This is a genomic window from Salipiger abyssi (assembly GCF_017311415.1).
Lineage (GTDB): Bacteria > Pseudomonadota > Alphaproteobacteria > Rhodobacterales > Rhodobacteraceae > Salipiger > Salipiger abyssi_A.
In genome coordinates this window covers 255,445-282,005 of record NZ_JAEKIS010000003.1, presented here as the reverse complement: position 1 = coordinate 282,005, position 26,561 = coordinate 255,445, and the positions used below count along the sequence as shown (strand labels likewise).

Annotated in this window: 20 protein-coding genes; 7 read left to right on the top strand and 13 right to left on the bottom strand. The window is 65.2% G+C overall.

Going from position 1 to position 26,561, the window contains the following annotated elements; genetic code table 11:
* Positions 1-92: 92 nt before the first annotated feature.
* From I6N89_RS06495 to I6N89_RS06470, 6 genes are all read right to left on the bottom strand, one after another.
* Positions 93-1,172, bottom strand: a complete 1,080-nt coding sequence (locus tag I6N89_RS06495) for a hypothetical protein (RefSeq protein ID WP_207017432.1) — start codon at positions 1,170-1,172, stop codon at positions 93-95.
* Positions 1,169-2,692, bottom strand: coding sequence for a class I adenylate-forming enzyme family protein (locus I6N89_RS06490; RefSeq protein WP_207017431.1), 1,524 nt, complete (start codon positions 2,690-2,692; stop codon positions 1,169-1,171). Before I6N89_RS06490 ends, I6N89_RS06495 begins: the two co-directional genes overlap by 4 nt.
* Positions 2,693-2,754: 62 nt before the next feature.
* Positions 2,755-4,527: an ABC transporter permease subunit gene (locus tag I6N89_RS06485; protein ID WP_207017430.1), complete on the bottom strand. Its 1,773-nt coding sequence runs from the start codon at positions 4,525-4,527 to the stop codon at positions 2,755-2,757.
* Complete coding sequence (locus I6N89_RS06480; protein ID WP_207017429.1) at positions 4,524-5,630, bottom strand: ABC transporter ATP-binding protein; 1,107 nt, start codon at positions 5,628-5,630, stop codon at positions 4,524-4,526. Before I6N89_RS06480 ends, I6N89_RS06485 begins: the two co-directional genes overlap by 4 nt.
* A gap of 189 nt (positions 5,631-5,819) precedes the next feature.
* Positions 5,820-6,881, bottom strand: a complete 1,062-nt coding sequence (locus tag I6N89_RS06475) for an ABC transporter substrate-binding protein (protein WP_207017428.1) — start codon at positions 6,879-6,881, stop codon at positions 5,820-5,822.
* Positions 6,882-6,998: 117 nt separating this feature from the next.
* A complete protein-coding gene (locus I6N89_RS06470) occupies positions 6,999-7,763 on the bottom strand; it encodes an enoyl-CoA hydratase/isomerase family protein (RefSeq protein ID WP_207017427.1) in 765 nt (254 codons plus the stop codon).
* 170 nt (positions 7,764-7,933) lie between these two features.
* On the opposite strand from I6N89_RS06470, the gene I6N89_RS06465 reads away from it, so the two are divergent.
* The 4 genes from I6N89_RS06465 to I6N89_RS06450 all read left to right on the top strand — a co-directional run bounded on the left by I6N89_RS06465 (position 7,934) and on the right by I6N89_RS06450 (position 11,679).
* Complete coding sequence (locus I6N89_RS06465; RefSeq protein ID WP_207017426.1) at positions 7,934-8,722, top strand: IclR family transcriptional regulator; 789 nt, start codon at positions 7,934-7,936, stop codon at positions 8,720-8,722.
* A gap of 161 nt (positions 8,723-8,883) precedes the next feature.
* The gene (locus tag I6N89_RS06460; protein WP_328805849.1) at positions 8,884-9,135 is read left to right on the top strand and encodes a (2Fe-2S)-binding protein; all 252 of its coding nucleotides are present in this window, start codon (positions 8,884-8,886) and stop codon (positions 9,133-9,135) included.
* A gap of 1 nt (position 9,136) precedes the next feature.
* Positions 9,137-10,516, top strand: a complete 1,380-nt coding sequence (locus I6N89_RS06455) for an NAD(P)/FAD-dependent oxidoreductase (protein WP_207017424.1) — start codon at positions 9,137-9,139, stop codon at positions 10,514-10,516.
* Positions 10,513-11,679: an NAD(P)/FAD-dependent oxidoreductase gene (locus I6N89_RS06450; protein WP_207017423.1), complete on the top strand. Its 1,167-nt coding sequence runs from the start codon at positions 10,513-10,515 to the stop codon at positions 11,677-11,679. Before I6N89_RS06455 ends, I6N89_RS06450 begins: the two co-directional genes overlap by 4 nt.
* A gap of 29 nt (positions 11,680-11,708) precedes the next feature.
* On the opposite strand, the gene I6N89_RS06445 is transcribed toward I6N89_RS06450, so the two are convergent.
* From I6N89_RS06445 to I6N89_RS06435, 3 genes are read right to left on the bottom strand one after another with little or no spacing between them, the layout of a single operon-like run.
* Complete coding sequence (locus I6N89_RS06445) at positions 11,709-12,947, bottom strand: pyridoxal phosphate-dependent aminotransferase (RefSeq protein ID WP_207017422.1); 1,239 nt, start codon at positions 12,945-12,947, stop codon at positions 11,709-11,711.
* 2 nt (positions 12,948-12,949) lie between these two features.
* Positions 12,950-14,470: an aldehyde dehydrogenase family protein gene (locus I6N89_RS06440; protein WP_207017421.1), complete on the bottom strand. Its 1,521-nt coding sequence runs from the start codon at positions 14,468-14,470 to the stop codon at positions 12,950-12,952.
* A 47-nt stretch (positions 14,471-14,517) separates the two neighbouring features.
* Positions 14,518-15,903, bottom strand: a complete 1,386-nt coding sequence (locus I6N89_RS06435) for a VOC family protein (protein WP_236016460.1) — start codon at positions 15,901-15,903, stop codon at positions 14,518-14,520.
* A 171-nt stretch (positions 15,904-16,074) separates the two neighbouring features.
* On the opposite strand from I6N89_RS06435, the gene I6N89_RS06430 reads away from it, so the two are divergent.
* Complete coding sequence (locus I6N89_RS06430) at positions 16,075-16,974, top strand: LysR family transcriptional regulator (RefSeq protein WP_207017420.1); 900 nt, start codon at positions 16,075-16,077, stop codon at positions 16,972-16,974.
* A 28-nt stretch (positions 16,975-17,002) separates the two neighbouring features.
* On the opposite strand, the gene I6N89_RS06425 is transcribed toward I6N89_RS06430, so the two are convergent.
* Positions 17,003-19,834 carry an FAD-binding and (Fe-S)-binding domain-containing protein gene (locus I6N89_RS06425; RefSeq protein WP_207017419.1) on the bottom strand — a complete coding sequence of 944 codons (2,832 nt, stop codon included), beginning with the start codon at positions 19,832-19,834 and terminating at the stop codon, positions 17,003-17,005.
* Between the two features lie 60 nt (positions 19,835-19,894).
* Between I6N89_RS06425 and I6N89_RS06420 the strand changes: the two genes are divergently transcribed.
* Positions 19,895-20,806, top strand: coding sequence for a LysR family transcriptional regulator (locus I6N89_RS06420; RefSeq protein ID WP_207017418.1), 912 nt, complete (start codon positions 19,895-19,897; stop codon positions 20,804-20,806).
* A gap of 179 nt (positions 20,807-20,985) precedes the next feature.
* Here I6N89_RS06420 and choX read toward each other — a convergent pair whose 3' ends face one another.
* The gene (gene choX, locus I6N89_RS06415; RefSeq protein ID WP_207017417.1) at positions 20,986-21,906 is read right to left on the bottom strand and encodes a choline ABC transporter substrate-binding protein; all 921 of its coding nucleotides are present in this window, start codon (positions 21,904-21,906) and stop codon (positions 20,986-20,988) included.
* Between the two features lie 144 nt (positions 21,907-22,050).
* Between choX and ade the strand changes: the two genes are divergently transcribed.
* Complete coding sequence (gene ade / locus I6N89_RS06410) at positions 22,051-23,748, top strand: adenine deaminase (RefSeq protein ID WP_207017416.1); 1,698 nt, start codon at positions 22,051-22,053, stop codon at positions 23,746-23,748.
* Positions 23,749-23,863: 115 nt separating this feature from the next.
* On the opposite strand, the gene I6N89_RS06405 is transcribed toward ade, so the two are convergent.
* Entirely contained in the window at positions 23,864-25,132 is a 1,269-nt protein-coding gene (locus tag I6N89_RS06405) for a hypothetical protein (protein ID WP_207017415.1), read from the bottom strand.
* 78 nt (positions 25,133-25,210) lie between these two features.
* On the bottom strand, positions 25,211-26,386 hold the full coding sequence (locus I6N89_RS06400; RefSeq protein WP_207017414.1) for a lytic murein transglycosylase: 1,176 nt from the start codon (positions 26,384-26,386) through the stop codon (positions 25,211-25,213).
* Between the last annotated feature and the right edge of the window lie 175 nt (positions 26,387-26,561).

Here is a 26,561-nt window from a genome sequence, read left to right as displayed (position 1 = left end):
AGATGACAATCCTATCTGCTAAAATTTTCCGCTTCTGACTGGGCGCGGGACCAATCAGACCGCCCGTTTCCGTGCCCAGCGGCGCTCTGGGTTCAGGCCGCCTCGTCCTGGAGCCGATCCCGCAAGGCGCGCATGTCGGCGCAGACCGTTTCGAGATCGACGACGTCGAACCCCTCGGCATGGGCAAAGCCCTCGGCGCGCAGCAGCTCCGCCAGACGACCGTTGTACCGTGCCGCCCCGCCTGAGACCGTAAGCCCGCTCTGATGCTCGAAAGCATCGTTCCAGGCGATCGCCGCGTCCTCGGCGAGAGACGCCGGCAGGTCGAGCGACATTGCGCCGGTCTCCGAGACCGTCACCGGATAGCCCCCGGGCAGACCGTTCGGTCCCGGGACATGACCGGACCATGGCTGACCCGCCGACAGCGCCAGGATCAGGGTCACCCCGCTGGCACCCGAGATCTCGATGGCGGGTTCCGGCGTCAGCTTGCAGTCGGAAAAGGTGAGAAAGGGATCGGCGATTTCGGTCTCGTCGGCGAAAACGCGGGGCGCGGGGCCGGTCCGCTCTTTCGGGGGCTGGCGCCAAGGCTTGAGGCACTGGTAATGCGCCAGCACGCGCAGCCTGCCCTTCGGGCGGTTCGGTGAGCCGCGAAAGACATTGGACAGAATGGCGACATTGCCGGTGCCGCAAAGCACGTCATGCCCCATGGCGGCGATCATGCCGTTGACCACGTCCGGGAAGGAACAGTTGATCAGTGGCGTACCGGGGCAGAGCTTGCTGATCGCCGCAGCCATGCGCGACGAGATCAGCGCCTGAAACACCGCCGTGGCGCTCAACCCGCCCTCGGCCACGAGCTGGGTCCAGCGCGAGCCCTTGTCAGAGATCACCGAAGAGGTCTGGATCGACGCGGCCTGGACCACGAGACGCGGTTTCAGCTCTGACAGAAGCGCTTCGCTGGCGCCGTCTTCCATGAGGTCGGTCCGGTGCGCGCGAAACCGGACGGGCGTGCCGAACATGGCGGCCCGGGCGTTGCCGGCGGTCTGGAGCCATTGCAGCCGCGCCAGATTGCGCCCGGCGATGACGACCGTCACCGGGGCCTTGGCGGTGGCCGCGATATCGAGCGCGATACGTCCGGCGAACATTCCGGTGCCGGTGATCAAAACATCGGTGGTCATGAGACAGGGGCTTTTCTGGTGGAGCTGCGTTCCCAGCGGTCCGGGGCCGCCGGCAGGAGATGCTTGCGGATGCGCTGGCTGGGGGTCTTGGGGAATTCATCAACGAAGGCGATGAACCGCGGCTGCTGATAGGGCGCGAGCCTGTCCGAAAGCCAGGCGCTGATCGCCTCGGGATCGGGCGTGGTGCCCGGCGTGGGGCGAATAAAGAGCTGAATGTCGTACTCTCCGATCTCGGCGGGAACACCGACCATGGCGGTTTCCTCGATCTCGGGATGACGGTTGGCAACGCTTTCGACCTCATGCGCCGACACGTTCTCACCCTTGCAGCGCACGCTGTCGCCGAGGCGGCCGTGAAACCGCAGCATGCCGTCCTCGCCCCATGATCCCGTGTCGCCGGTGTGGAACCCGTCCTCGCGCAGCGCCTTGGCGGTCGCTTCTGGCGCATTGTGGTAGCCGGCAAAGATCGCACCGTCGATACGCGACGTGATGACCAGCTCGCCTCGCCCCTCGCCCGGCCCGAGGATCCGGCCGGTTTCGGTTTTTACCTCGATGTCGAACCAGGGCAGCGGGTGACCGATGGCGCCCACGACCCCTTCGGTATTGGCGCAGCTGATCGAGGAGGCCTCCGTCTGCCCGTAGCACTCGGTAATCTTAATACCGAAACGGGTCTCGAATTCGCGCCAGACCGTGGCCGCGCAACCACCACCCCAGGCCACCCGCACGCGGTGATCGCGGTCGAGATCCGAGGCGGGCTGCTTCAGCAGGATCTGAAGGATGCCGCCCAGATGATGGATATGCGTGCAGCCCGCCTCCGAAACCTGTTGCCAGAACCGGCTGGCCGAGAACCGCTCGGCAATCGTCAGAGTGACATCGCAGAGGATCGGCAGAACGATGACCTGCGCCCCGCCCACATGGTAAAAGGGCTCCCACATGAACAGATTGTCGGCCGGTTGCAGATCGCCGACCTCCTCGACACCGCGGGCGGCGATTTCGAGCATCGTCTGGGTGACCCGCACGCCCTTCGCCGGGCCGGTCGTGCCCGAGGTGAACATGATCGCGGCCAGCGCCTGCGGGGGCGGAATGTCATAGCTGGGAGGGATGGCAGGGGCGGCAGGCAGGTCTGAGCTGTGCAGCGCCAGGATACCCTCGCGCGGCGTCACCTCGCAGTCGGTCACGGTGCCCTCGAGCTCGGGATCGCACACCACCACGGCCGCTTCGACGAGACGCAGGGCGTGGGCCAGACCGTCACCGACAAGTGCCGGGTTCACCGGCACCCAGATCATGCCCGCCCGCAGCAGCCCGTGGATCAGCGCCAGAGTGGCGGGGCTGTTGCGTGTCATCACCGCCACGGTATCGCCGGGACGTACGCCATTCCCGGCCAGCCAGGCGATCATCGCATCCGCGGCATCCGAGAGCGCGCGAAAGCTGATCTCGGTGCCATCGGTGGTGCGGGCAAAGACGCGGGTCGGCGTCTTTTCGGCCTGCTCGATAAAGCTCTTTGCCAAGCCTTTGATATTCATTCTTTTCCTCAAAGTGGAACAGGAGAGCGCGCCGCTATGCACGAGGCGCGGCGAAGGAAGGGTCAGGATTTCTGTACACGTTGCGCCAGCAGCAGGATCACGGTCACGATGACCAGAACCAGGACGGACACCGCCGCCAATGTCGGGTTCAGCTGAAGGTACATGTCGTCCCACATCTGCTTGGGCAGTGTAGATTTCAGACCTCCCGAAATGAACAATGCGATGGTCAGCTCGTCGAAACTGGTCACGAAGGCGAAGAGTGCCGCGGAAATGATGCCGCCGCGCAGAAGCGGCATGGTGATCAGCCGCAACACGGTGAGCCGTCCCGCGCCCAGCGTCGCCGCCGCCTGATCGAGGCGCCAGTCATAGCCCTTGAGCACCGCGCCGATGGCGATGAAGGTGAAGGGGATCGCCAGCAATGTGTGGCCGATGATCAGGCCGATATTGGAGGCCACGAGGCCCATCTGCGCCATGAGATAGAACAGCCCCACGGCGATGACGATGCGCGGCACGATCATCGGCGCGAGCATAAGGCCGAACACGAGTTTGCCGAGGCGGCTGTCGGATCTTGCCAGCGCCAGCGCCGCCATGCCGCCCAGCACCGTCGCCAGGATCGCGGTGGCAAAGGCCACGCCGAAGCTGCGGATGGTGGCCGAGATCCAGATCTGCGAACCGAAATACTCGCCGAACCAGCGGGTGGAATAGGCCGGCGGCGGGAAAGCCAGCGTCTGTTCCGCGGTGAAGGCCAGCGGCAGCACGATCATCGCAGGCGCCAGCAGGAACAGGAACAGGATCGCGAGATATACCGTGCGGACCGGCTTCGGCGCGTCATCGCCACGGTCGCCCAGCCGGTCGAAGGGCGCGCAGATCCATGCGAGCCCCGCCAGCACCGACTGCCCCGCGCGGCGCAGCCAGCGGCCGCCGATCTTCGAGCCCTTGCCGTCGGCGGTGCTCGCCTGGGTGAGCGAGGACAGCCCAAAAAACTGGTCGTAAATCCAGATCGCCGCCAGCGCCGCGACCACCAGCATCACCGACAGCACCGCCGCAAACGCCCAGTTCACCAGCTCCTGCACCTGCATGATGATGATCTGCGCCAGCATGGTCTGGCCCCGCCCCCCGAGATAGGCCGGCACGATAAAGAAGCCAAGCGAGGTGATGAAGGTCAGCAACCCGCCCGCGGCGACCCCGGGCATGGCCAGAGGGAACTCGATCAGCCAGAACCGCTGCGACCGCTTCGCGCCAAGGCTGCCCGCCGCGAGCGGCAGCCGCCGGTCGATGCCGGTCATCACCGGCACCATCGTCAGGATCGCAAGCGGCATCATCGCATGCACCATGCCGATGATTACGCCCAGCTCGTTATACATCAGGTCGAGCGAGTCCCCGACCAGCCCGGTCCCGGTGAGGATCGAGTTGAACAGGCCCCGGTCGCCCAGCATGATCATCCAGGCGAAGGTCTTGACGAGATAGGACGTCCAGAACGGCAAAAGCACCAGAAACAGCCACTTGTTGCGCCGGTTGTGGGGCAGCCCAGCCAGCCACGCGGCCACCGGATAACCGAGAACGACCGAGAAGAACGCGGTCAGGATCGAAATCCGGAAGGTGATCCACAGGATCCGCAGATAGACCGGCGTCTTGGCCAGATCCTGGTAGTGCTCCAGCGTGAGGCCGGGGGTGTCGCCGCCCGTAAGGCTCAGCCCGATCAGGCGCAGCATGGGCAGCAGCAGAAAGACGCCAACGAAGGCCAGCGCCGGCGCCGCGAGCCAGAGCGGTCCCAACTTCAGCCGCGACAGGGCGCCACCGGCGGCGGATCCCGGCGTGTCGGCGGCGGCGCTCATGACACCACCCGCCCGGCGGCGATGGGCCAGTGTACGGCGATCTCCTGGCCGATCGCCATATCGGTCTCGGCCCCCGGATCCTGACGCAAGGTGACTTCCGAGCCGTCCGGCAGGGTCAGCATCAACCGGTTGTCCGACCCGATATAGACCACGTCGCGCAATGTGGCGCGCAGTTCGTTCATGCCCGGTCCCGTGGCCGCCCCCAGCGATACGCGCTCGGGCCGCACGATCAGTGCATGTTTCTCCGCGCCTGCGTCACGAGCCCCCATCCGCCCGGCAAAGGTGCCCGCGGGCGTCTTTATCAGTGTGTTTCCCGCCGCATCGGTGCCCGCAAGAGTACCCTCCAGCAGATTGGAATGGCCGATGAAGGTGGCCGCAAAAATGGTCTCTGGATCCGAATAGATCTGGGTCGGCGTGCCGAGTTGTTCGACCTTGGCGTGATTCATCACACAGATGCGGTCGGACATCACCAGCGCCTCTTCCTGATCGTGGGTCACATAGATCAGGGTGGTGCCGAATTCGCGGTGCAGGCGCCGAATCTCGAGCTGCATGGTCTCGCGCAGCGCCTTGTCGAGCGCCCCCAGCGGTTCGTCCATCAAGATGATCTCGGGCCTGAAGACAAAGCAGCGGGCGAGCGCCACACGCTGCTGCTGGCCCCCCGACAATTCGCGCGGAAAGCGATGGGCAAAACGGTCGAGTTGGACCTTTTCAAGGGTTTCCGCGACAGCCCGCTTAATCTGCTCGGCCGGCTGCTTGCGCATGCGCAGCGGGAAGGCGACGTTTTCCTCAACGGTCATGTGCGGGAACAGCGCATAGTGCTGAAACACCAGCCCCATATTACGGTCATGCACGGGCCGGTGCGTCCAGTCCTCGCCATCGACCGCCAACCGCCCCGAGGTCGCCGGGGTGAGCCCAGACACCATCTGGAGCAGCGTGGTCTTGCCCGAGCCCGACGGCCCGAGCAGGGTAAGAAACTCGCCGCGCTGCACATCGAGGGTCGTCGGTTCGAGCGCAGTGAAGGTGCCATAGGTCTTTGACAGGCCGTCGATCCGGATCTTGACTGCCGGAGACGCCGCGGCGGCGGAAGTGGCGGGGGTATTCATGGTGATCATGTCCCTGTCGGGTCGCGCGCTGGCGCGGGTGGGTCTTGTCCGAGATCGTCGCACGGCGGCGCCGTCGGGCGCCTGCGCAACAGACCGGCGCAGCCTTGTGCGGCGCGGCGGATCTTGCAAGGGATCGCACGGAGGATCCCACCGGCGGGCATCGGAACCGACCCGCCGGCGGGGACGCGGTTACACCAGCAGCCAGAGATTGAAGCGCTCGGTCACCTCGGCGCGGTTCTGCTGCCACCACACCTCATCGGCCAGCGCCATGCCCTCTAGGTTCGCGGGCGCGGTGGTCAGCACCGGAGCACGCTCTTCGGAGATATGATCGTAGGCGTCGAGGTTGGTGGGACCGTAGGACAGGTCGTCGGTGAACAGCGCCTGCTGCTCGGGACGGGCGCAGAAGGCGACGAACTGGCGCGCGGCATCGGCATTCGGGCCACCCTTCGGCAGACCCCAGCCCTCGATCGAATAAAGCCCCTGGTTCCAGACCAGCTTTGCCGGGGCACCGGTGTCGATGGCCGACTGAAGGCGGGCGTTCCAGCCCGACAGCATATCGACCTCGCCGCTCTGAAGCAGCTGCGACGTCTGGGCGCCGCCGGTCCACCACACATCGATGTCGTCCTTGATCTCGTCGAGCTTGGCAAAGGCGCGGTCGACATCGAGCGGATAGAGATCCTCGGGCGCGACACCGTCGGCCATCAGCGCCTGCTCCAGCGTGTCGATGGGATTGCGGCGCAGCGCGCGGCGGCCCGGGAAGGTATCGACATCCCAGAAATCCGCCCAGTTCGACGGCCCTGTCTCCATGCTTTCGGTGTTGAAGGCCGAGATCGTGGCGTAGACATCGGTGCCGAGGAAGTTCGAATGCACCGAGCCCGGCATCATGCTGGCGGTGAGCGCGGGATCGACATCGATATCATCCAGCAGGTCCTCTTGTTCGAGGATCAGCCGCGCCGACAGGGTCAGGGTGCAGACATCCCAGATATAGCTGCCGGTTTCGACGATGGACTTGAACTGCGCGGTGGGCTCCGCGTCACGGGCCACGGGGACGATCTCGATGCCGGTCTCGGCGCTAAAAGGCTCGTAGAAGGCCTTGCGATACCCGTCTGCAAAGGGGCCGCCCGGATCGGCCACGGTCAGCGATGTGGTCTGCGCGTTTGCACGGCGGCCCAGCATGGGTGTCGCCAGTGCCGCGGCGCCGGTGGCGAGAAGGCCGCGACGGCTCATCTGCGGGGAGAAGATCTTTTTCATCGGTGGAATTACCTCTGTTGGACGTTTGACGCTTTTTGCGTTTGGATTTTTGTTTGGGTGCGGCACCCGCCCGAAGGGGCGGAAACCGCGGTCTTCTTCGATCCGGCGCCGAACCGGTCAGGCCTTGGCGCGCTTGGCGAAGAATTCTTCCATCATCCGCTGCGGTTCGCCGATACCATAGGCTTCGAGCTGGATGCGGATACCGGCGGCCATGGCATCGTCATAGCCTTCCTGTGTGACTTCCTTGATCCGCTGGCGGTTGAGCCGCATGGCCTCCGGCGGCTTGGATGCCAGCTCCTGCGCCAGCTCCATCGCGGCGGACATCACCCGGCCCTCGTCCACCAACCGGCTGATAAGACCCCACTCATGCGCCTCCTTGGCGTCGAGCATGCGGCCGGTGAGGGTCAGGTCGATTGTGCGGGCGATGCCGATCATGCCGCGCATGATCCAGTTGCCGGTGACGGTGGGGATGCCCGACAGGATCTCGGGCTGCCCCATGCGCACGCCGGGATGCGCGACACGCAGGTCGCACAGCAGCGCCACCTGGAAGGCAGAGCCCGCCGCCACCCCGTTCAGTGCCGCCACGATGGGCTTCGAGCCATCGCGAAAACAGGCGTAGAGCTTCTTCCACTCGCCCATCCATACTTCGGCACGATCTGCATCGAAGGTCTTGCTTTCGCTCAGATCCTGACCGGCCCCGAACGCCCGGTCACCGGCCCCGGTCAGGATGATGGCACGCACCTCGTCATCCGCCTCCGCCATGTCGAGCGCCTCGATGAGCATATCCCGCATCGCTGCGTTCCACGCGTTCATCTTTTCGGGGCGGTTCAGCGTGATGGTCAGAACGTTGCCGGCTTTTTCGGTAAGGATGAAGTTTTCCATGGCTACCATTGCATTGTAATAGTTATTATTGAATGTAGGTGGTCGTTGTTTCTTTTGTCAATCGTCTTGCGGGTGTCTGCTGGAATTCTTGCCGGTTTTGCTGAAAACAGGGCGAACTGCCGGGCACAGGTAAAGGCGGCGCGTACAGTGTTGATGAATGGAGAGGTCAGGTGACGACAGACGAAAAGAAGAAATCTCCGAAGCGGTCGGACCCGCTCATGGTGCAGTCCGTCGCCAAGGCGTTCCGCGTGCTGGAGGCGTTCGATTCGCGTCATCCGGAGATGACCCTGTCGGACATCGCCGAACAGACCGGCATGGATCTGAGCGGCGCGCAGCGCTTTGCCCATACGCTGGAAACGCTGGGTTATCTCGAAAAGGACGGGCGTACGCGACAGTTCCGGCTGTCGGTCAAGACGCTCAACCTCGCGCATCACTTCACCCGTACTTCACGGCTGGTGGACCGTGCGATGCCGGTGTTGCAGCACCTGAGCAAGGAAACCGAAGAGACGGTGAACCTGACGCTGCTCGACGGGACCGAGATCGTTTTCATTTCGCGCTTCCTCAGCCGCCATGTGCTGCACACCGACGTGACCATCGGTACACGCCTGCCCGCCTACTGCACGGCGCCAGGGCGCGCGATTCTGTCCCGTCTGCCGGCAGAGGAGGTCGCGGCCATACTGGAAGCGTCGGACATCCGCGCGCATACGCAGAACACCGAGACCGATATCGGCAAGCTCACCGCGATCATTGAGGAGGCCCGGCTCAAGGGCTATGCAACCGCGCTGGAAGAGCTCTATCACGCCGACGCCTCTATCGCGGCGCCGGTGCTGGGCTCTTTGGGGCAGGTCATCGGGGCGGTGTCACTGGCGGTCTCGACCCTGCGCTACAGCCCCGAACAGCTCGCCATGGTCTTCGCGCCGATGATCCTCGCAGCGGCACGGTCGATCTCCTTCTCCTGACAGGCCTCTTGCCTAAGCGGCCGGCCAAAACGGCGCCCTCGCAGAGGAACAAGCACGACGCCCCATATTGACATAGCTTCTATCGCATTGTGATATTAACTATGCCCAAAATAGACCCTACCCCGCTTTTCCACCCCATATCGCCCGGAACCCCACGCCCGGTGCGCTTCGCATTCGACGGGGTCGGAGTCTCGGCGCGGACGGGCGACACGATACTCGCCGCGATACTGGCGGCGGGCCTTCCCTGCGGCACATCCGAGTTCGACGGCGCCGCACGGGCAGGGTTCTGCCTGATGGGAAGCTGTCAGGACTGTACGATGTGGGACGAGCGGGGCCGCCGGTTGCGCGGCTGCATGACCGAAGTGACCGACGGCCAGCGCCTGCGCTCGCGGCCCTATGACGACGAGACCTGAGATGGGCGGCGAACCGATCGTCGCCATCGTCGGCGCCGGCCCCGCCGGTCTGGCAGCCACCCGCGTGCTGGTTCAGGCGGGCCTGCGGCCCATCGTTCTGGAAGAGGCCACCCTGCCGGGCGGGCAAGGCACACGGCGTCTGTCGCCGCTGAGCGAGCCGTATCGCGCGGCGCTCTACGGCCAAGGGGCGGACGCCATGGCACGGCGGGAAGACACCGAGAACGCCATACTGGCAAAATGCGACTACCGGCCCGGCACGCTGGTTTGGGCCTGCCATGACAACCAGCTGGAACTGTTGGGTCCGGACGGCTTCGTCGGCCAGCCTTACACACATCTGGTGATAGCGGTGGGCGCCACCGACAGGATCATGCCGGTGCCGGGCTGGACGCTGCCGGGCGTGTTCACGCTCGGCGGATCTCAGGTGGCCGTGAAGCGCCATGCGAGCTTCATCGGGCGCAAGGTGGTGTTCGCCGGCTCTTCGCCACTGCTCTATCTCGCCGCCGCACAGTATCTCCGGCTCGGGCATCGCGACCTCACCGTTCTGGACACGACTCCCATGGCCGCCAAGCTGCGGGCCTTTCCGGCAATGCTGCGCCACGCCCCGCGCACGGCCATGGAGGGGCTGGCGCTGATGGCGGAGCTGCGACGCGGCGGGGTCGCCATGCTCTCGGGCGGCACGATCCGCGCAATCGAGGGAGACGGTCGCGTGGAACGGCTGCGCTATGTCACCCGCAAGGGGCGGGAGACGGTCGTCGCGGCGGATGCGGTCGCGATGGGGCACGGGCTGCGTGCGGAAACGCAGCTGGCCGAGCTCGCAGGGGCAGAGTTCCGGTTCGATCCCGACTTTCGTCAGTGGTTCGCCCGCACCGACGCGATGGGGCGGGCCGGAGAGACGCTCTGGCTCGCCGGAGACAGCGCCCGCATCGGCGGCGCGCAGGCGGCGGACGCCGCCGGAAGCCTCGCCGCGCAAAGCCTTCTGGCGAGCCTCGGGCGCCAAATTCCGGCACGTCTGCTGCGGCGGGGCCGGCGACGGCTCAAAGCGCAGCTGGATTTTCAGCGGGCCATGACAGGCGCCTTCCGTTGGCCTGCGGAAACCGTCGCCGAACTTCCCGACGCGACACCGATCTGCCGTTGCGAGCGGGTCACCGCCGGCGAGATCCGCGCGACACTGGCCGCACCGGTGGGGCCTGTCGAGATCAACCGGGTAAAATCCATCACCCGTTGCGGCATGGGTCGCTGCCAGGGCCGGTTCTGCGGTCCTGCCCTTGCGGAAATCGTCGCATCGGCCGCCGGAGAGACGCCGGGCCGACTGCGGGCACAGGCGCCGGTCCGGCCGATCCCGCTGGTTGCCGACACAGAGGGCGCGGAGCAGAGGGCGTGAGCGAAACGACGACAAGCGATGTGATCGTGATCGGCGGCGGGCTCTTCGGCGCCTTTACCGGGCTTTTTCTGGCGCGCGCGGGCCTCAAGGTGACCCTGCTGGAGCGCGGACAGGTCGGTGCGCAGGCCTCGGCAACCAATTTCGGCAATCTTAGGCTGCACGGCCGTTCGGCCCGCCAATACCCGCTGTCGATCCGGGCGCAGGAACTGTGGGAGAGCTATGTGCGGCTCACGGGCGAAACCTGCGATATCGACCGTACCGGTCATCTCTATTTTGCCCGGACCGATCGGGGCGAAGCCCAGCTGCGCAAGGAGGTGGAGACCGCCGGCCGTTTCGGCATCGACTCCCAGCTTATGGAGGGTGCCAGGCTGTATGACAGGTTCCCGTTTCTCGCGCCCGGCATCCGGCTTGCCGCCTTCAGCCCGCGCAGCGCCGTCGCCAACCCGCGGCTCAGCACGCCGCCTGTCGCAAGGGCGCTGCTCCGTTACGGCGGAACGGTGGTCGAGGGGTGCGAGGTCGCGCGGTTCGAGCATGGCAGCCGGGGCTTTGCCGTGACCACCGCGGATGGCCGTCACTTCGCGGCGGCGAAACTCGTCAACGCCGCCGGTGCCTGGGCCGGGGCGCTGGCCGCGCAGGCCGGCGAAACGGTGCCGATGTTCAGCGCCGGGCCTCCGCAATTCGTCACCGAACCGCTGCCATATCGCCTGCATCCATCGCTGCACATGGTCGAGGGAGACGTCATCGTACGGCAGATCCCGCGCGGCAATGTCATCTTTTCGGGCTATCCGCGCACCCGCTCTCTGGTCTCGGGAGAGTTCACCTACGTGCCGCCGGAGAAAACCCTCCGGGGCATGCGTGCACTGGCCGAAAGCGTGCCGATGCTGACGCGGGCCGAGATCATCCGGGTCTGGTCGGGGGTCGAGGGCTATCTGCCTGACATGCTGCCGGTGATCGGCCCGAGCGCCACACTCCCGGGACTGTTTCACGCCTTCGGCGGCAGCGGAGGCGGTTTTCAGATCGCGCCGGCCCTGGGCGAGAGCCTCGCCGCGCTGGTGCGGGGCGAGGCGTCTCCGGTCGATCTAAAGGGCTACGGCATCGACCGCTTCGGCAAGAGCGCCGAGGTGTCGGACAAGATCAGGATGGAGTTCGATCAGCCGGCCTGAGCCGGCCGATCCGCGCGTTTGCGCAGGGTCTACCCTACCGCCTCCAGCGTCTCGCAGGCCTCGTGGATCCGTGTCAGCGCCGCGTTCAGCGTCGCTGTCGAGGTGGCATAGGAAACCCGGAAGTGTCCCGGAAGACCAAAGGCGGAGCCCGGAACCACGGCGACACCGGCGGCCTCCATCAGCCAGGCGCAGACATCCCGGTCGCTGCGCAACGCCTGCCCCTCGGGCCTGCGCCGCCCAATGAGCCCCTTGCACTCGGGAAAGGCGTAAAAGGCACCTTCCGGGCTACGGCAGGAGAGGCCGGGAACCGCATTCAGCGCCGCGACGACCGTATCCCGTCGCTGCCGGAACGCCTCCGCGCGGTCCGCCAGAAAGCCCTGCGGACCATCGAGCGCGGCAATGGCTGCCGCCTGGCTGATCGAACTGGCGCCGGAAGTGGACTGGCTCTGGATCACGCTCATACCCTGGATCAGCGCTTCCGGCCCGCCGGCATAGCCAAGACGCCAGCCGGTCATGGCATAGGCTTTGGACACCCCGTTGATCGTCAGGGTCCGCTCCTTGATCCGGGGTTCGACCGCAGCCGCCGTCACATGGCGGAATCCGTCATAGACGATGTGTTCGTACATATCGTCGACCATCAGCCAGACGTGCGGCGCCGCCAGCAACACCTCCAGAAGCGGGCGCAGATGCGCCTCGGCATAGGCCGCACCAGAAGGGTTCGAGGGAGAGTTCAGCATCAACCAGCGGGTCTTGGGCGTGATCGCCGCCTTCAGCTGCGCGGCGGTCAGTCGGAATCCCTGATCGGCGGAACACGGCACCAACACCGGCACAGCGCCACACAGTTCCACGATATCGGAATAGGTGACCCAGTAGGGCGTCGGTATGATCACCTCGTCGCCCGGATTCAGCGTGGCCATCATCGCATTGTAGATCACCTGCTTGGCACCGGCGCAGGCGATGATTTCCGATGGCCGATAGTCCAAACCGTTCTCGCGCTGGAACTTGCGGATGATCGCCTCCTTCAGCGCAGGCGTGCCGGTCAGCGGCGTGTATTTGGTTTCGCCGCGCTGCATCGCCTCCCATGCAGCCTTCTTGATAGGGTCGGGCGTGTCGAAATCCGGCTCGCCCGCACCCAGTGTGATGATGTCGCGGCCCATGGCGCGCAGCTCTGCCGCACGCGCCCCGATGGCCAGGATTTCCGACACGCCGAGCGTGGCGATGCGCTCGGCGGGCCGGAAACAGGCAGTCTCTTGCGTCTGCGTCGGCATGATCAGTCGATGTCGAAGACCACGCCCTGGGCAAGCGGCAACGCCTTGGAGTAGTTGATCGTGTTCGTCGCCCGCCGCATATAGGCGCGCCAGGCGTCCGATCCGCTTTCGCGCCCGCCGCCGGTTTCCTTCTCGCCACCAAAGGCGCCGCCGATCTCGGCGCCAGAGGTGCCGATATTCACATTGGCGATGCCGCAATCGGAGCCACGGGCAGAGAGGAAGGTTTCCATCTCCCGCAGATCGGTGGTGAAAATCGACGAGGACAGACCGCCGCCCACAGCGTTGTGCTGATCAAGCACCGCATCGAAATCGCTGTATTTCATCACATAGAGGATCGGCGCAAAGGTCTCGCGCAAAACCGGGCCGTCATGCACCGGCATTTCGACAATCGCGGGCTTCACGTAATAGGCACTGTCCCCCTCGACGGCCTGCCGCTCGCCGCCGGCCACCGCGCCGCCGATGGCCTTGGCCTCTTCCAGCGCAGCGCCCATGCTCTCGAACGCCGCCTTGTCGATCAGGGGGCCGACCAGGGCGGAGGTTTCGAGCGGGTTGCCAACGGTGACCGAGGCGTAGGCCTTTTTCAGTGCCGGGACGAACTGGTCGTAGATGCTCTCATGCACAAAGAGCCGCCGCATCGTGGTGCAGCGCTGCCCCGCGGTGCCCATGGCGCCGAAGGCCACCGCGCGCAGCGCCATGTCGAGGTCCGCGGAGGGACAGACGATACCGGCGTTGTTGCCGCCCAGCTCGAGAATGCACTTGCCGAACCGAGACGCCACTTTCGGCCCCACGATCCGTCCCATCCGGGTGGACCCGGTGGCCGAGATCAGAGCGACCTTCTCGCTCTCCACCAGCGAGCCACCCACATCCGGCCCGCCGACCAGCACCTGGCTCAGCCCTTTGGGCGCATCGGTCCCGAACCGGGCCAGCGCACGGTCGAGCACGCCCTGCACCGCCAGTGCCGTAAGCGGCGTCTTTTCCGACGGCTTCCAGATCACCGGATCGCCGCAGACCAGCGCCAGCGCCGCGTTCCAGCACCACGGTGCGCAGGGAAAGTTGAAGGCAGTGATGATGCCCACCACCCCCAGCGGATGCCAGGTTTCCATCATCCGGTGGCCGGGACGCTCGGTGGCGATGGTGAGGCCATAGAGCTGCCGTGAGAGACCCACTGCGAAATCGCAGATGTCGATCATCTCCTGCACTTCGCCCTGCCCTTCCGAAGGCGACTTGCCTGCCTCGATCGAGACCATGCGGCCCAGATCTTCCTTGGACAGGCGCAGTTCCTCGGCGAAGAGCCGCACCAGCTCGCCCCGTCGCGGGGCGGGCACCATGCGCCAGGCGCGGAAGGCTTCATTGGCCAGCGCGATCGCCTGTTCGGCATCGGCCACGGAATGCTCGGCGAGCATGGCGACCGGCGCTCCGGTGATCGGGGAAACGACAGACATCCCGCCGGCGACGGAGAGCGATGCGGTGACGCCGCAATTCGCCATGGTCTGGGCAGTGGTATCTTGCAGAGAGCGTGTCATGGTTTTTCCTCGTGTTCGGGGATGAAGATGCGAACCGAACGCCAGCCTCAGGCCGGCAGTCCGGGTTTCGAAAGGGCGATGCGGGCCTGGGCGAGCGACCGCGCCTCGATCTCCGCATATTGCTGAAAAAGATCGTGAACCTTGGCGCCGAGATCCTCTTCGAACCGGGCGCGATTGGGGTTGGCCGCAAAGGCCTGGGCGGCACCGTCGCCGAGATTGGACTGGAAGATGCCCGCCGCCGAAACCGGCAGGAAATCCTCGTAGACGATGGGATCGGCACGCAGCACGCCTTCTGCCACAAGCGCATCGGCGCTGCGCGAGGGATCGGCGCAAGGTTTTCCGGTCGCCGAATAGCGGAAATAGCCCAACCCCTGTGCGCGGATCGTCTCGAGATCGTCGGGGAAGGCGCCAAAGCTTTCGGCAAGCGCGGCGCGATAGGCCCCGGCGTTCGAGCCATCGGCGGCCGGTGCGATGCGGCTGCGGGTGTCGCCCAAAAGCCGGTCATAGAGCGCCTGCCCGCGCGGCGTGAGCGCCAGCCCGCGTTGTTCGATCTCGCCGAAACGGGCAGTATGGCTACCCTGTTCGGCCCGCTGGCTGTCCGGAAAGATCACCGGTTCCTGCAACGCCTTGAAGGAGGTCTGGCGCAGAAGAATCGGCACGCTCCGGGTCGGCGGCCCTTCGACCACGGCTTTGGGCACGATCCCGCGTTCGGGCATCTGCGCCTGCACGGCGTCGATATCAAGCGTGCGCGGGGTCAGATGGTTGATATGGGGGCCTTTGAACGCCACCACATCGGCCACAAGTCGGTGCGCATCGTGCAGGCGGCTATACATCTCGTGCGACACGTTCGCTTCGGCATGCCAGCGGAAGGTCTCCAGCGCCTCCGCGACAAAGGCCGTGGCATCCGCCTGGCTCAGTCCGCCATCCGCCTCGGCCTTGTCGATCAGCGCCAGGCAGCGCGGCGTAAAGATCTCGCGCGCCGCAAGGACCGTCGCGGCCGCGTCGCGCAGCGCTGCGTCGGCCACCAGATCGAGACGCAGGAGCGAAGTAAAGACACGGAACGGATTGCGCCGGAGTGCCGTCTCTTCGAGCGGGCGAAATGCGGTGGAATGCACCGGCACGCCGGCCACCGACAGATCGTAATAGCCCACCGGATACATGCCCATCACGCCAAAGAGCCGACGCATGTGGTACAGTTCCCGCGCGGTGCCGAGACGGATCGCGCCATGGCGCTCCTCGTCGATCCGCTCCAGCTCGCCCAGCTGATCCAGCCGCGCCTTTTCCTCCGGGGCGGCGGCGAGAAAGGCCGCGTTCACATCTCCGACCAGCTCCATGAGCGTGCCATAGGCCGGCACCTCGTCGCGATACATGGCGGACATGGCGCGCGAGAACATGGCGCGGATTTCATCGGGATCTACCTGGTCGACACCCATTGTCTGGCTCCGTCTGGACTCTTCGATCGCGGACCATGCTAAGGGCGGTGCCGGCGGAAGACCCAGCGAAGGCTCGCGATGACCCCATTCCGAAATCGCATGGAGTCCGCAGCCACAGCCGCTATAGATACGGCAAGTTTCCCGGAAACATGCATCATCGGAGAACGCGGAATGATATTGCAGCGCCGATACCTGCCCGATCTGCGCATGCTGCTCACCTTCGAAAGCGCGGCGCGTCACGGCAACTTCACCCGCGCCGGCGAAGAGCTGGCCCTGACCCAAAGCGCGGTGAGCCGCCAGATCCGCGATCTCGAAGCGCAGATCGGCAAGCCGCTTTTCGAACGCGTGCGCGGCCGGGTGATCATGACCGAAGCGGGGCGCGCGTTTCTCGCCGAGGTCGAGACCTTGCTCGAACTGGCCAATGTCACGATGCGGCATGTCACCGCCGGTGCGCAGGGCGAGCGCATCCTAGCGGTCAACGCACCGCCCACATTCGCGTCGCGATGGCTCGTGCCGCGGCTACCGGGCTTCCTGAAGCAGCATCCGGACACGCGGTTCGACATCTCGACACGGCGGGATGTGTTCGATTTCAGCACCAGCCAATGCGATCTCGCGATCCATTTCGGCCAGCCGATCTGGCCCGGTGCCATATGCACCTATCTGTGCAGCGAGATCGTCGTACCGGTGGCGGGCGGGGCGCTTCTCAACATGACGGTGCGCGATGCGCAGGATCTGGCGGAGGCCCCCAAGATCCACCAGACCGAGCGCCCCCATCTCTGGGGCGACTGGTTCAAACGATGCGATCTCGACCTGCCAGCGCCGAACGCCGGCCATTGGTTCGAGCAGTTCACCCTCACCATCGAGGCGGTGAAATCCGGCATGGGGTTCGGGCTGCTGCCGCGCTATCTGATCGAAAACGAGCTGGCGGCGGGCGAGCTGAAAATCCCGCTAGACATACCGCTGTCGACGGACAACGCCTACTACATCGCCGCGCCCGAAGGCCGGGCCGATGCGGCGCGCGATTTTCGCGACTGGATGATCGGCGCGGTGTCCTTCCGCCCGCTGGCCTGACGCCCGCCGCCCTGGTGGCGGCGCCGAACTAGCCCAACCGGTCGGCAATCAGCCCCAGCGGATGGCGCACCGCCCTGCCCGTCAGCCGTTCGGACTGGCAGCGGCAGGAAAATCCGCTGGCAACGGCATCGTCCGCCTGCTCCAGCGGACTCCGCCAGGAAAGATCGAACAGCCTGCGCGACATGTCCTGATGCCGCGCCTTGTGTCCAAATGTCCCGGCCATGCCGCAGCAGCCTGTGGCAGGCGTCCGGATCTGCAATCCGAGCGCGGCAAAGACCTCCTGCCACTCCGCGCGCGCGGCGGGGTCGCCGGTGCTTTCCGTGCAATGGGCAAAGAGGCTCACCGGCCCGCCGGGCACCTGCGGCAGAGCCCGGCCTGCGCGCAGCTCGGCCGCCAGGAACTCCTGCGGCAACAGCAGCTCGGGCGCCTCCAGCCCCGCTTTCCTGTAATCCTGCCGCAGCGCCATGACAAAAGCCGGATCGAGCCCGACCATCGGCACGCCATGGCGCGCGCCCAGCCGCAGCGCCTCCACAAGCCGCTCAGCCATCCTGCGGAAGCCCGCCCGGTCGCCGAGGTCGCCGGCAACCTTGCCGGCGGGGCGCATCTCGACAAAGCGCACCGAATAGCCAAGTGCGGTGAGACCGCGATAGACATCCTGCTGCGCCGCACCATCGTAGAGTGCAGAGAACCAGTCCATCCAGACCAGAACCGTGCGATCCGGCAGATCTTCGCGGCCAAGCGCCCGCAGCGTGATCCGCGCGCGGCGTGGCAAAGGGCGCGCGATCTGCCCGGGCAGATCCGTCATCCCGAGCACCGCCTCCGCAACCTGCCGGGCGAGCGGCCAGAACGGACGGATCACCGGGGCCGCCCCGAGCAGGAGCGGGCTCAGCCGTTCGGCCAGAAGCATGGCGCGATCGGCGAGCGGGCGGGCGTTGCGGGCATAGAATTCAGCATAAAACGCCGCCCGCATCGCGGGAATGTCGACCTGCACGGGGCAGCTCGATGCACAGGCCTTGCATCCGAGGCAGGTATCGAGCGCGCCGAGGAGATCTTGCTCCGACACTGTGGCAACGCCGGTCTGCCGACCCTCGTGCCAGGCCCGAAGCGCATCGGCCCGCCCCTTGGGGGAATGGCGCAGATCCCCGGTCGCCTTGAAGGAGGGACACATGGGAACGCTTGCGGCATAGCTGAGGCATTGCGCGTTGCCGTTGCAGCGAAAGGCCTTTTCCAGCGCGTCGCCCTCAGGCGCGTTGAACGGCCGGAACGGCGTGGTCGCGATGCCCATGACCGGCACTCCCGCATCCACCAGCTTGCCCGGGTTGAAGCGCCCGTCCGGGTCGAAGGCAGCCTTGACCCCTTGCAGCGCCGCATAGGCTTCGGGCCCGATCCAGCCTTCGAGATAGGCTCCGCGCACGCCCTTGCCGTGCTCCCCCCAAAAGATGCCGCCATGCCTGTTCACCAAATCGAAAATCGCGTCCGAAACCTCGACCAGGCGGGCGCGATCCTGCTCCGCGTCGATATCGAGCGCGGGGCGGATATGCAGGCAGCCCACATCCACATGCCCGTAGATGCCAAAGCTCAGCCCGTGCCGATTGAGGATCGCGAGGAATCCGTCGAGAAACTCGGGCAGCCTCTCGGGCGGGACCACGCAATCCTCGACAAAGGCGACCGGGCGGGCGCGGCCGTCGACCTTGCCCAGCAGACCGACCCCGGCGGACCGGATCGCCCAGAGCTCGCGGATCTCCTCGGCGTCGGTCGCCACATGCACGGCGCGGATGCCCGGCAGCCCGTGCAGGCGCGCCCGGCATGCGGCGGCGCGGGCATCGAGCGCCCCGGCGTCATCGCCGTTGAATTCCACAAAGGTATAGGCCACCGCCTCGCCGCGCGCCGGTCGCAGCGATTCGGGCAGCCGTCCGAGCAGACCGGCCTCCCCGGCGAGCGCCTGCACCCGCTCGTCCATCACCTCGATGGCGGTGGGGTCATCCGCCAGCAGCGGCAGCGCCGCCGCGAGCGAGTCGCGGAAGCTGGCGAAGCCCGCGACCACGAGGCGCTTTTCCGTGGGCAGGGGGCGCAGCTTCACCCGAATTCGGGTGATCGGGCCAAGCGTGCCTTCGGAGCCCGGAAACAGCCGCCACCAGTCGAAGCCGCCATCATCGGGGCAGGCCCGCTCCAGATCGTAGCCGGTGAAGCGGCGGTTGAGCCGCGGGGTATGGACGACAAAGGCCGCCCGACCCGTACGCGCAGCGCCTTCGGCGGCCCGCAGCATGGGCACGGCCCAGTCCGGCGGCGGCGCCAGGCTCGACAGCAGCCCGCGCCCCCGCGCGATCTCGACACCGAGCAGATTGTCGGAGGTCTTGCCATAAATGCGCGAGCCCTTGCCCGACGCATCGGTCGACACCATCCCGCCAATGGCGCAGCGCGTGGAGGTCGAGGTTTCCGGCGCGAAGAACACCCCTCTTGGGCGAAGCTGTGCATTCAGATCGTCCAGGACGATCCCCGGCTCGACATCGGCCCAGCCGCCCTCGGGATCGACCTGCAAAAGCCGGTGCATGTGCCGCCGCATATCGAGGATGACCCCGCGATTGAGGCTTTGCCCATTGGTGCCGGTGCCGCCACCGCGCGCGGTGACCGGGAGATGGGCGAACTCCGTGCGTTCCAGAACCGCCATGCAGGTGACCACATCCTCGGCATCGCGCGGCGCGAGGATGAGATCGGGGAGAATGCGATAGACCGAATTGTCGGTGGACATGGCCGCCCGCAACGCGCTGTCACGCTCGACGTCACCGCGAAATCCCGCCTCTTGCAGGGCGCGGGGAAGTTGGTCGATGGCGTCGGTCAGGCTGCGGTCGGCGGCGGTCATGCGGATCTCCTGTGTCGGGTCATATTGACCGCAAACCATGCTTCATGAAAATTGAAATACATGAAGACAGATTCAGAAAATACGAACTTCAACCTGCGCCATCTGCGGGCGGTTCATGCCATATGGGACGAGGGCAGCTTTGTGCGCGCGGCGGAGCGGCTCGGCGTGGTGCCCTCGGCGCTGACCGAAACTGTCCGGCAAATCGAGGAAATCGCCGGAGCGCCGCTCTTCGACCGGCGCAGCCGCCCACCGGTGCCGACGCCGCTCGGGCTGAGCTTTCTCAAGCAGACCGCCCCGCTGCTCGATGGGCTGGACGATTCCTTGTCGGCCCTGCGCGCCACCGCGCGTGGAGATCGCGGCGAACTGCGCCTCGGGGCGACTCCGTCCGCGATCACGCCGCTCGTCGCGCCGGCGATTGCGGCCTTCCGGCAACTCCACCCGCATGTGTCGGTGGTGCTGCACGACGATGTGGCCGAAACGCTGGCGCAGATGGTGGGCGAAGGCCGGCTCGATCTCGCGATTGCCGGACGCGCGCGCAGCTCACCCGACCTGATACAGACCGAGATCGCCTGCGATGCCTTCGGCATCGCCTGTGCCGCCGATCACCCGCTGACGCGCCTGGGCCGACCGGTCGGGCTGGCCGATATCGACGCCCGGGACGTGGTACATGTCAGCGCCGAAACCGGAAGCGCGCGCTTGCTGGCAAATGCCGCCTCGATCCCCCAGCATCTGAAATCCGGCCCGCTGACCTGCCATTCGACGGTTGCGCAGCTATGCCTCGTGCGGGCGAGGATCGGGGTCGCGCTGCTCCCCCAAAACGCCGTCACCTTGTTCAACGACCCGAAAATCGCGTTTCTGCCGCTCGCGGATCTTTCGCTTCAACGCAGCCTTTACCTTCTGACGCCCGCGCGCCGCGCCTCATCCGTCAGCGCGACACGCTTTCAGGAGATCTTTGCGGCGCGCTACGGCTGACAGGCCGTCCCGTGTCACGCGCCCGGACACACGGGGCGCGCTTCGCCTGACATGCGCGATTGGCAGCACCCGCCGGCCGACTCCGCCAAGACACATCTTCGCCAACGCGAGAGCCGATCGGCCTTCCGAGCCGGGCGCGGGATCGCTCCAGATCCGGACCAGTTCGAGAGCAGGCGGCGTTATTCCAGCGCCGCCATCACCGCCGCCTTGGCATCGTCACCATCCTTGGTCGTCACGCCGTCGAGCCAGGCCTCCGCCACCTCGGGATGCGCTGCGAGCCAGGCGGTTGCGGCATCCTCGGGATCCTCGCCGCCATCCAGGATCGCGCCCATGATCTCGTTTTCCATGGCGAGCGAAAACTCCAGGTTCTCCAGAAGCTTGCCGACATTCGGGCAGGCCTCGACATAGCCCGCCGAGGTATTGGTATAAACCGTCGCCCCGCCGAGATCCGGGCCGAAATAGTCGTCGCCGCCGGTCAGATAGGTGAGGTCGTAATTGGCGTTCATCGGGTGCGGTTCCCAGGCCAGGAAGACGATGGGCTCGCCCCGGTTCGAAGCACGGCCCACCTGCGCCAGCATCCCCTGTTCCGAGCTTTCCTTGACCTCGAATTCCTTGAGCCCGAAGGCGTCGGCCTCGATCATGTCGATGATCAGCCGGTTGCCGTCATTGCCCGGCTCGATGCCATAGATCGTCTCGTCCAGCGCATCGGCCTGCCCGGCGATATCCGCGAAATCGGCAATGCCCAGATCGGCGCCGGCCTTGTTGGTGGCCAGCGTGTATTTCGCACCTTCGAGATTGGCGCGCACGGTGTCGACGGTGCCCGCCTCGCGATAGGGTGCGATATCCGCCTCCATCGTCGGCATCCAGTTGCCGAGGAACACGTCGATGTCCTTTTTGGCGAGCGAGGTGTAGGTCACCGGCACCGACAACACCTTGATATCGGTGTCATATCCCAGCGCCTCCAGCACCACGGAGGTCGCGGCGGTGGTGGCGGTGATATCGGTCCAGCCCACATCGGAAAAGGTCACGGTGTCGCAATCGGCATGCGCGGCACCGGCCGAAAGCAGCGCCGCCACCGCGGCAAGGCGGAGGGTGGTCATGGTCTCTCTCCCTGAGGTTTTTGGCATATGCCCCAATAAGCGCGCATTCGCCCCGCATTGCAACCGGATGCGGCGCTACCGCCCCTCGCCTGCCGCCGCGTGCTGTGCCAAAGTTGCGGGCAAGCAGCGAACAGGAGGCGGCCCATGGCAGATCTGGAAACCCGTATCGCGCAGGGGCGCGGCGACACCCCGGCGGATCTGGTGCTGAGGGGCGGCCGGGTGCTCGACCTGATGACCGGCGCGCTGCTGGAGGGCGATGTGGCGATCTGCGGCGACACCATCGTCGGCACCTGTGACAGCTACGAGGGGCGCGAGGTGATCGACGTCAGCGGCACGATCCTCGTGCCCGGCTTCATCGACACGCATCTGCATATCGAAAGCTCGCTGGTCACGCCCTTCGAGTTCGACCGCTGCGTCACCCCGCGCGGCGTCACCACGGCGATCTGCGACCCGCATGAGATCGCCAATGTGATCGGCGCCGAGGGCATCCGCTATTTCCAGGAAGCCTCCGCCCATACGCTCATGGACATCCGCGTGCAGCTCTCCTCCTGCGTGCCCTCGACCCATATGGAGACGGCGGGGGCCGAGCTGCTGGCCGAAGATCTGGCGCCGCTCATGGGTCACCCCTCGGGCATCGGGCTGGCGGAGTTCATGAACTATCCCGGCGTGATCTTTCGCGACAAGGAGGCGATGAAGAAGCTGCGGCTCTTCGAGGGCGGCCATATCGACGGCCATTGCCCGCTGCTCTCGGGGCGCGATCTCAACGCCTATATCGCCGCCGGCATCCGCACCGAGCACGAGGCGACCAATGCCGAAGAGGCGCTGGAGAAGCTGCGCAAGGGCATGCGGGTGCTGATCCGCGAGGGCTCTGTGTCCAAAGATCTGCACGCGCTGCAACCGCTGCTGAGCGAGCGCACGGCGCCTTATATGTGCCTGTGCACCGACGACCGGAACCCGCTGGATATCGCCGAGCACGGGCATCTCGACTACATGATCCGCACGCTGATCGCTCTGGGCACGCCCCCGCTCGCCGCCTATCGCGCGGCGACGCTCTCGGCGGCGGAGGCCTTCGGGCTGAAGGATCGCGGCATGATCGCGCCGGGCAAGCGCGCCGATATCGTGGCGGTGGACTCGCTGGAGGGCTGCCACGCCCAGCTTGTGCTGGCGGGCGGGGTGCGGGCCGACGACGCGGCCTTTGCTGCGCGCGGCACGGTGGCGCCGGTGGGCCGGCACTCGGTCAAGGCGCCGCAGCTCAGCCCTGCGCAGTTCCGCGCCACCGGCAACCGCGAAGAGACCGACGTGATCGGCATCCGCGAGGGGCAGATCCTCACCGACCACCTGCACGAGACCATCGCGATTGCGGACGGCGACAAGCACCCCGATGTCTCCCGCGATCTGGTGCGCATCGCGGTGTGCGAGCGGCACGGCAAGAACGGCAATGTCGCGACGGGCTTTGTGAAGGGCTTCGGGCTGCAAGCCGGCGCCATCGCCTCGACGGTCTGCCACGACCACCACAATATCGCCTGCGTGGGTGTCGACTACGCCGATATGGCGCTGGCGGCGAACCGGCTCTCGGAGATCGAGGGCGGCTTTGTCGTGGTGCGGGACGGCAAGGTGCTGGCCGAGCTGGCGCTACCGGTGGCGGGGCTGATGAGCCTTGCGCCCTTCGAGGAGGTGCGCGACCGCCTGACCGACCTGCGCGCGGCGGCGCGCGGGCTGGGCGTGACGCTGGAAGAGCCCTTCCTGCAACTGGCCTTCCTCGCGCTGCCGGTCATTCCGGCGCTGAAGATCACCGACCGGGGCATGGTGGATGTGGTGAAGTTTGAGATTATTCCGGGGTGAGGAGGAATTGGAATCCACGCACTTGGCGCTACCAAATAGCACCAGAAACCGTGTAAAAAACTTAGGCTTCCTTCATTAAAATTTCAGTATAAATCGAGGAAATAGAGAAAGCCATTCAACGGCGTAAAGGAACTTCCCGCGTACCTTCGCCACGCCATCCACTCATACGCCGACGGTCCGCCATAAGCCCTTTATAGCCAATCAAATAGAAAATAAATATTTCAACAAGCCACTGCGACATCTGCCAAAGCTCCACCAGCTCCACCCCTCCGAGTTTGAATTTCTTCTCGGCATGCACAATCGAGTTTCTGGCCTCAGACAAGGTAGAAAAAGCATCCAGGGAGTTTAAGCTTTTCACCTTATTTCCCAAATGCTTGGCATGTTCTAATGGATCAGCAGACAATCCAATAAACGCAGATGCAGCACGCGATTTGTCGGAAAACTTTCCTCGAGCGAGAAGATCACTTGACCAATCCGCATCTTCGCGGAGAACATGATGTATCAGGACTTCGAGAGCGCTGTATGACGCAATTAACGCCAACTCTAAACTCGAAACCCTTGAAGAGTTAGATGCACGATAAAAATCCAATGCGAGCGTCAAAGGGGCGTTAACTGGTTCGTTTTCGAGATACGCGCAAAATGCTGAAGCGAATTCGCTAAAATCCTTCAAAACTTCTATATCATACCAATTACTCTGCCTCGGAAACCTGTCAAACCTTGAAAACCCCAGGAGATGAAACTGAACAACTCCATGCCTCATAGCCTCAACATGCCCAGCTGCTACGCCGATTCCCATGGAAAAAGTCAATATTCGCGAAGCGTTGTACACCATTTTCCAGAGCTCAACCTCTCCCAAGAGCGCCTCCCCCTTCAACTCAATGAAAAGAATTCCAGTAGCCTTCGCTGATTCCATGGAGTTTTCCGGATGCTCCAGGTACTCTCGCGCACCCTCAAACATCTCATACTTAAAAGCAGCGCTCTCAGTTTCCCAATACAGAGGCCGACCTTGGAAAAAGGCGTTTGGCCCATTTACAATTACACACTTTGCGCCGGATACTTCTTTCTGCTCACCAAAAATAAACGGCTCAAGCTTTGGAGAAAACTCAACCTCACATCCATTTTCTCCAAATGCGCGCCGCAGACAAATAAAATTGCCTGGCAATAGGCTATCAGCCAACTTGACGCTTCCATTATAGCCATCCTGAAAGAACGAGACGCTGGGCAGCACGCAAGTTATTCTAGGCTTAAAATCGCGTCTGTATCTAAATATGGATTTACGTGCACTATACTCGCCTGAATGAGTGATCACTTTTCCGACTGAGATTTCCGCACCATCAAGGTCACTTAGGCTTTTTTCAGCGAAGTCTTCCACACTGATCTTCATCTCATTCTCCGCTACAACACCTCGCGACGGCAAAATTGGGACAGATATTACCCTGGAAAACCAACGGGATGCTGCCCCTCACAACCGCTCCAACAACCCCACCGTCGGCCAGCCATCCGCCGGCAGGCCCAGCTTGGCCTGCATGTCGCGCACCGCCGCCCGCGTGCCCGCGCCCAGGATGCCGTCGATGCCGCCCACATCATAGCCCTTCGCCGCCAGCGCCTGTTGCAGCGCCTTCATCTGCGCGCTCGAAAGCCCCGGATCGGGCGTACCTGCCTCGTAGACCGGCGCGCCCTCCAGACGGGTGGCGAAATAGGCCGCCGTCATCACATAGACAAAGCTCTGGTTCCACTCGAAATAGACCCGGAAATTCGGATAGGCGATGAAGGCCGGGCCGCCGCGCCCCTGGGGCAGCAGGATCGAGGCCGGCAGCCGGGCGTCGTCGAGCCGGCCCTCGCGCGCCTGCACGCCCAGACGCTCCCACTCCGCCACGCTCAGCTCGGTCTCGAGCCCGGTCAGCGACCAGTCCATGCCCTCGGGCAGCACCACCTCCTGCAACCACGGCTCGCCCGGGCGCCAGCCCAGCGCGGCGAGCATCTTGGCGCCCGAGAGCAGCGCATCGGGCGCCGAGCTCTTGAGCAGCACATGGCCGTCGCCATCGCCATCCATGCCGTTTTCGAGGATATCGCGCGGCAGCATCTGCACCTGGCCGATCTCGCCCGCCCAGGCGCCGGTGGTGCCGGCGGGGTCGAAATCGCCATGGCCGTAAAGCTCCAGCGCGGCAAAGATCTGCGGGCGGAAGATCTCCGGGCGGCGGCAGTCATGCGCCAGCGTCACCAGCGCGTTCAGCGTGTTGAAATCGCCCTGGAAGGCACCGTAATCGGTCTCGAAGGCCCAGAAGGCCAGCAGCACACCGCGCGCGATGCCGTAATCGTGCTCGATCCGGTCGAAGACGCCGTCCCAGCGCTCCGCCAGCTCGCGCCCCTTGTCGAGCCGGTACTGGCTGATGAGCTTGCGCGAGAACTCCACGAAGGGCGTCTGGAAGATGCCCTGCGCGCGGTCGCGCTCCAGCACCTTGGGATCCTGCCGCACCGGGGCAAAGAACCGCTCGACCTGCGCCGGATCGTGGCCCTGCGCCACGGCCGCGTCGCGCAGATCCGCCACGAAACCGGAAAAGCTGCCGCCGCAGGGCACGTCCTGCGCCACTGCCGCCGCCGGCAGGCACAGAGCCATCAACAGGGAAAGACCGCGCATCGAAACCTCGCCTTCACGTTTTGCGGCACAGTAGCAGCCCGCAAGAACGGCGCAAGCAGCGGGATCGCGCTCATGTTTGCCATTTGTTCACTTTGTTTACATGTTCGTTAAAGATTTGTTTAGAAGTCGATCCGACAAGGGCGTTAACCTAACGGAAGTTCCGTGGGCCACCGGA

Coding starts and splice junctions, on each gene's coding strand:
- I6N89_RS06495 (WP_207017432.1), bottom strand. CDS start 1,172: ATGACCACCGATGTTTTGATCACCGGCACCGGAATGTTCGCCGGACGT.
- I6N89_RS06490 (WP_207017431.1), bottom strand. CDS start 2,692: ATGAATATCAAAGGCTTGGCAAAGAGCTTTATCGAGCAGGCCGAAAAG.
- I6N89_RS06485 (WP_207017430.1), bottom strand. CDS start 4,527: ATGAGCGCCGCCGCCGACACGCCGGGATCCGCCGCCGGTGGCGCCCTG.
- I6N89_RS06480 (WP_207017429.1), bottom strand. CDS start 5,630: ATGAATACCCCCGCCACTTCCGCCGCCGCGGCGTCTCCGGCAGTCAAG.
- I6N89_RS06475 (WP_207017428.1), bottom strand. CDS start 6,881: ATGAAAAAGATCTTCTCCCCGCAGATGAGCCGTCGCGGCCTTCTCGCC.
- I6N89_RS06470 (WP_207017427.1), bottom strand. CDS start 7,763: ATGGAAAACTTCATCCTTACCGAAAAAGCCGGCAACGTTCTGACCATC.
- I6N89_RS06455 (WP_207017424.1), top strand. CDS start 9,137: ATGGGCGGCGAACCGATCGTCGCCATCGTCGGCGCCGGCCCCGCCGGT.
- I6N89_RS06445 (WP_207017422.1), bottom strand. CDS start 12,947: ATGCCGACGCAGACGCAAGAGACTGCCTGTTTCCGGCCCGCCGAGCGC.
- I6N89_RS06440 (WP_207017421.1), bottom strand. CDS start 14,470: ATGACACGCTCTCTGCAAGATACCACTGCCCAGACCATGGCGAATTGC.
- I6N89_RS06435 (WP_236016460.1), bottom strand. CDS start 15,903: ATGGGTGTCGACCAGGTAGATCCCGATGAAATCCGCGCCATGTTCTCG.
- I6N89_RS06430 (WP_207017420.1), top strand. CDS start 16,075: ATGATATTGCAGCGCCGATACCTGCCCGATCTGCGCATGCTGCTCACC.
- I6N89_RS06425 (WP_207017419.1), bottom strand. CDS start 19,834: ATGACCGCCGCCGACCGCAGCCTGACCGACGCCATCGACCAACTTCCC.
- I6N89_RS06420 (WP_207017418.1), top strand. CDS start 19,895: ATGAAGACAGATTCAGAAAATACGAACTTCAACCTGCGCCATCTGCGG.
- choX (WP_207017417.1), bottom strand. CDS start 21,906: ATGACCACCCTCCGCCTTGCCGCGGTGGCGGCGCTGCTTTCGGCCGGT.
- ade (WP_207017416.1), top strand. CDS start 22,051: ATGGCAGATCTGGAAACCCGTATCGCGCAGGGGCGCGGCGACACCCCG.
- I6N89_RS06405 (WP_207017415.1), bottom strand. CDS start 25,132: ATGAAGATCAGTGTGGAAGACTTCGCTGAAAAAAGCCTAAGTGACCTT.
- I6N89_RS06400 (WP_207017414.1), bottom strand. CDS start 26,386: ATGCGCGGTCTTTCCCTGTTGATGGCTCTGTGCCTGCCGGCGGCGGCA.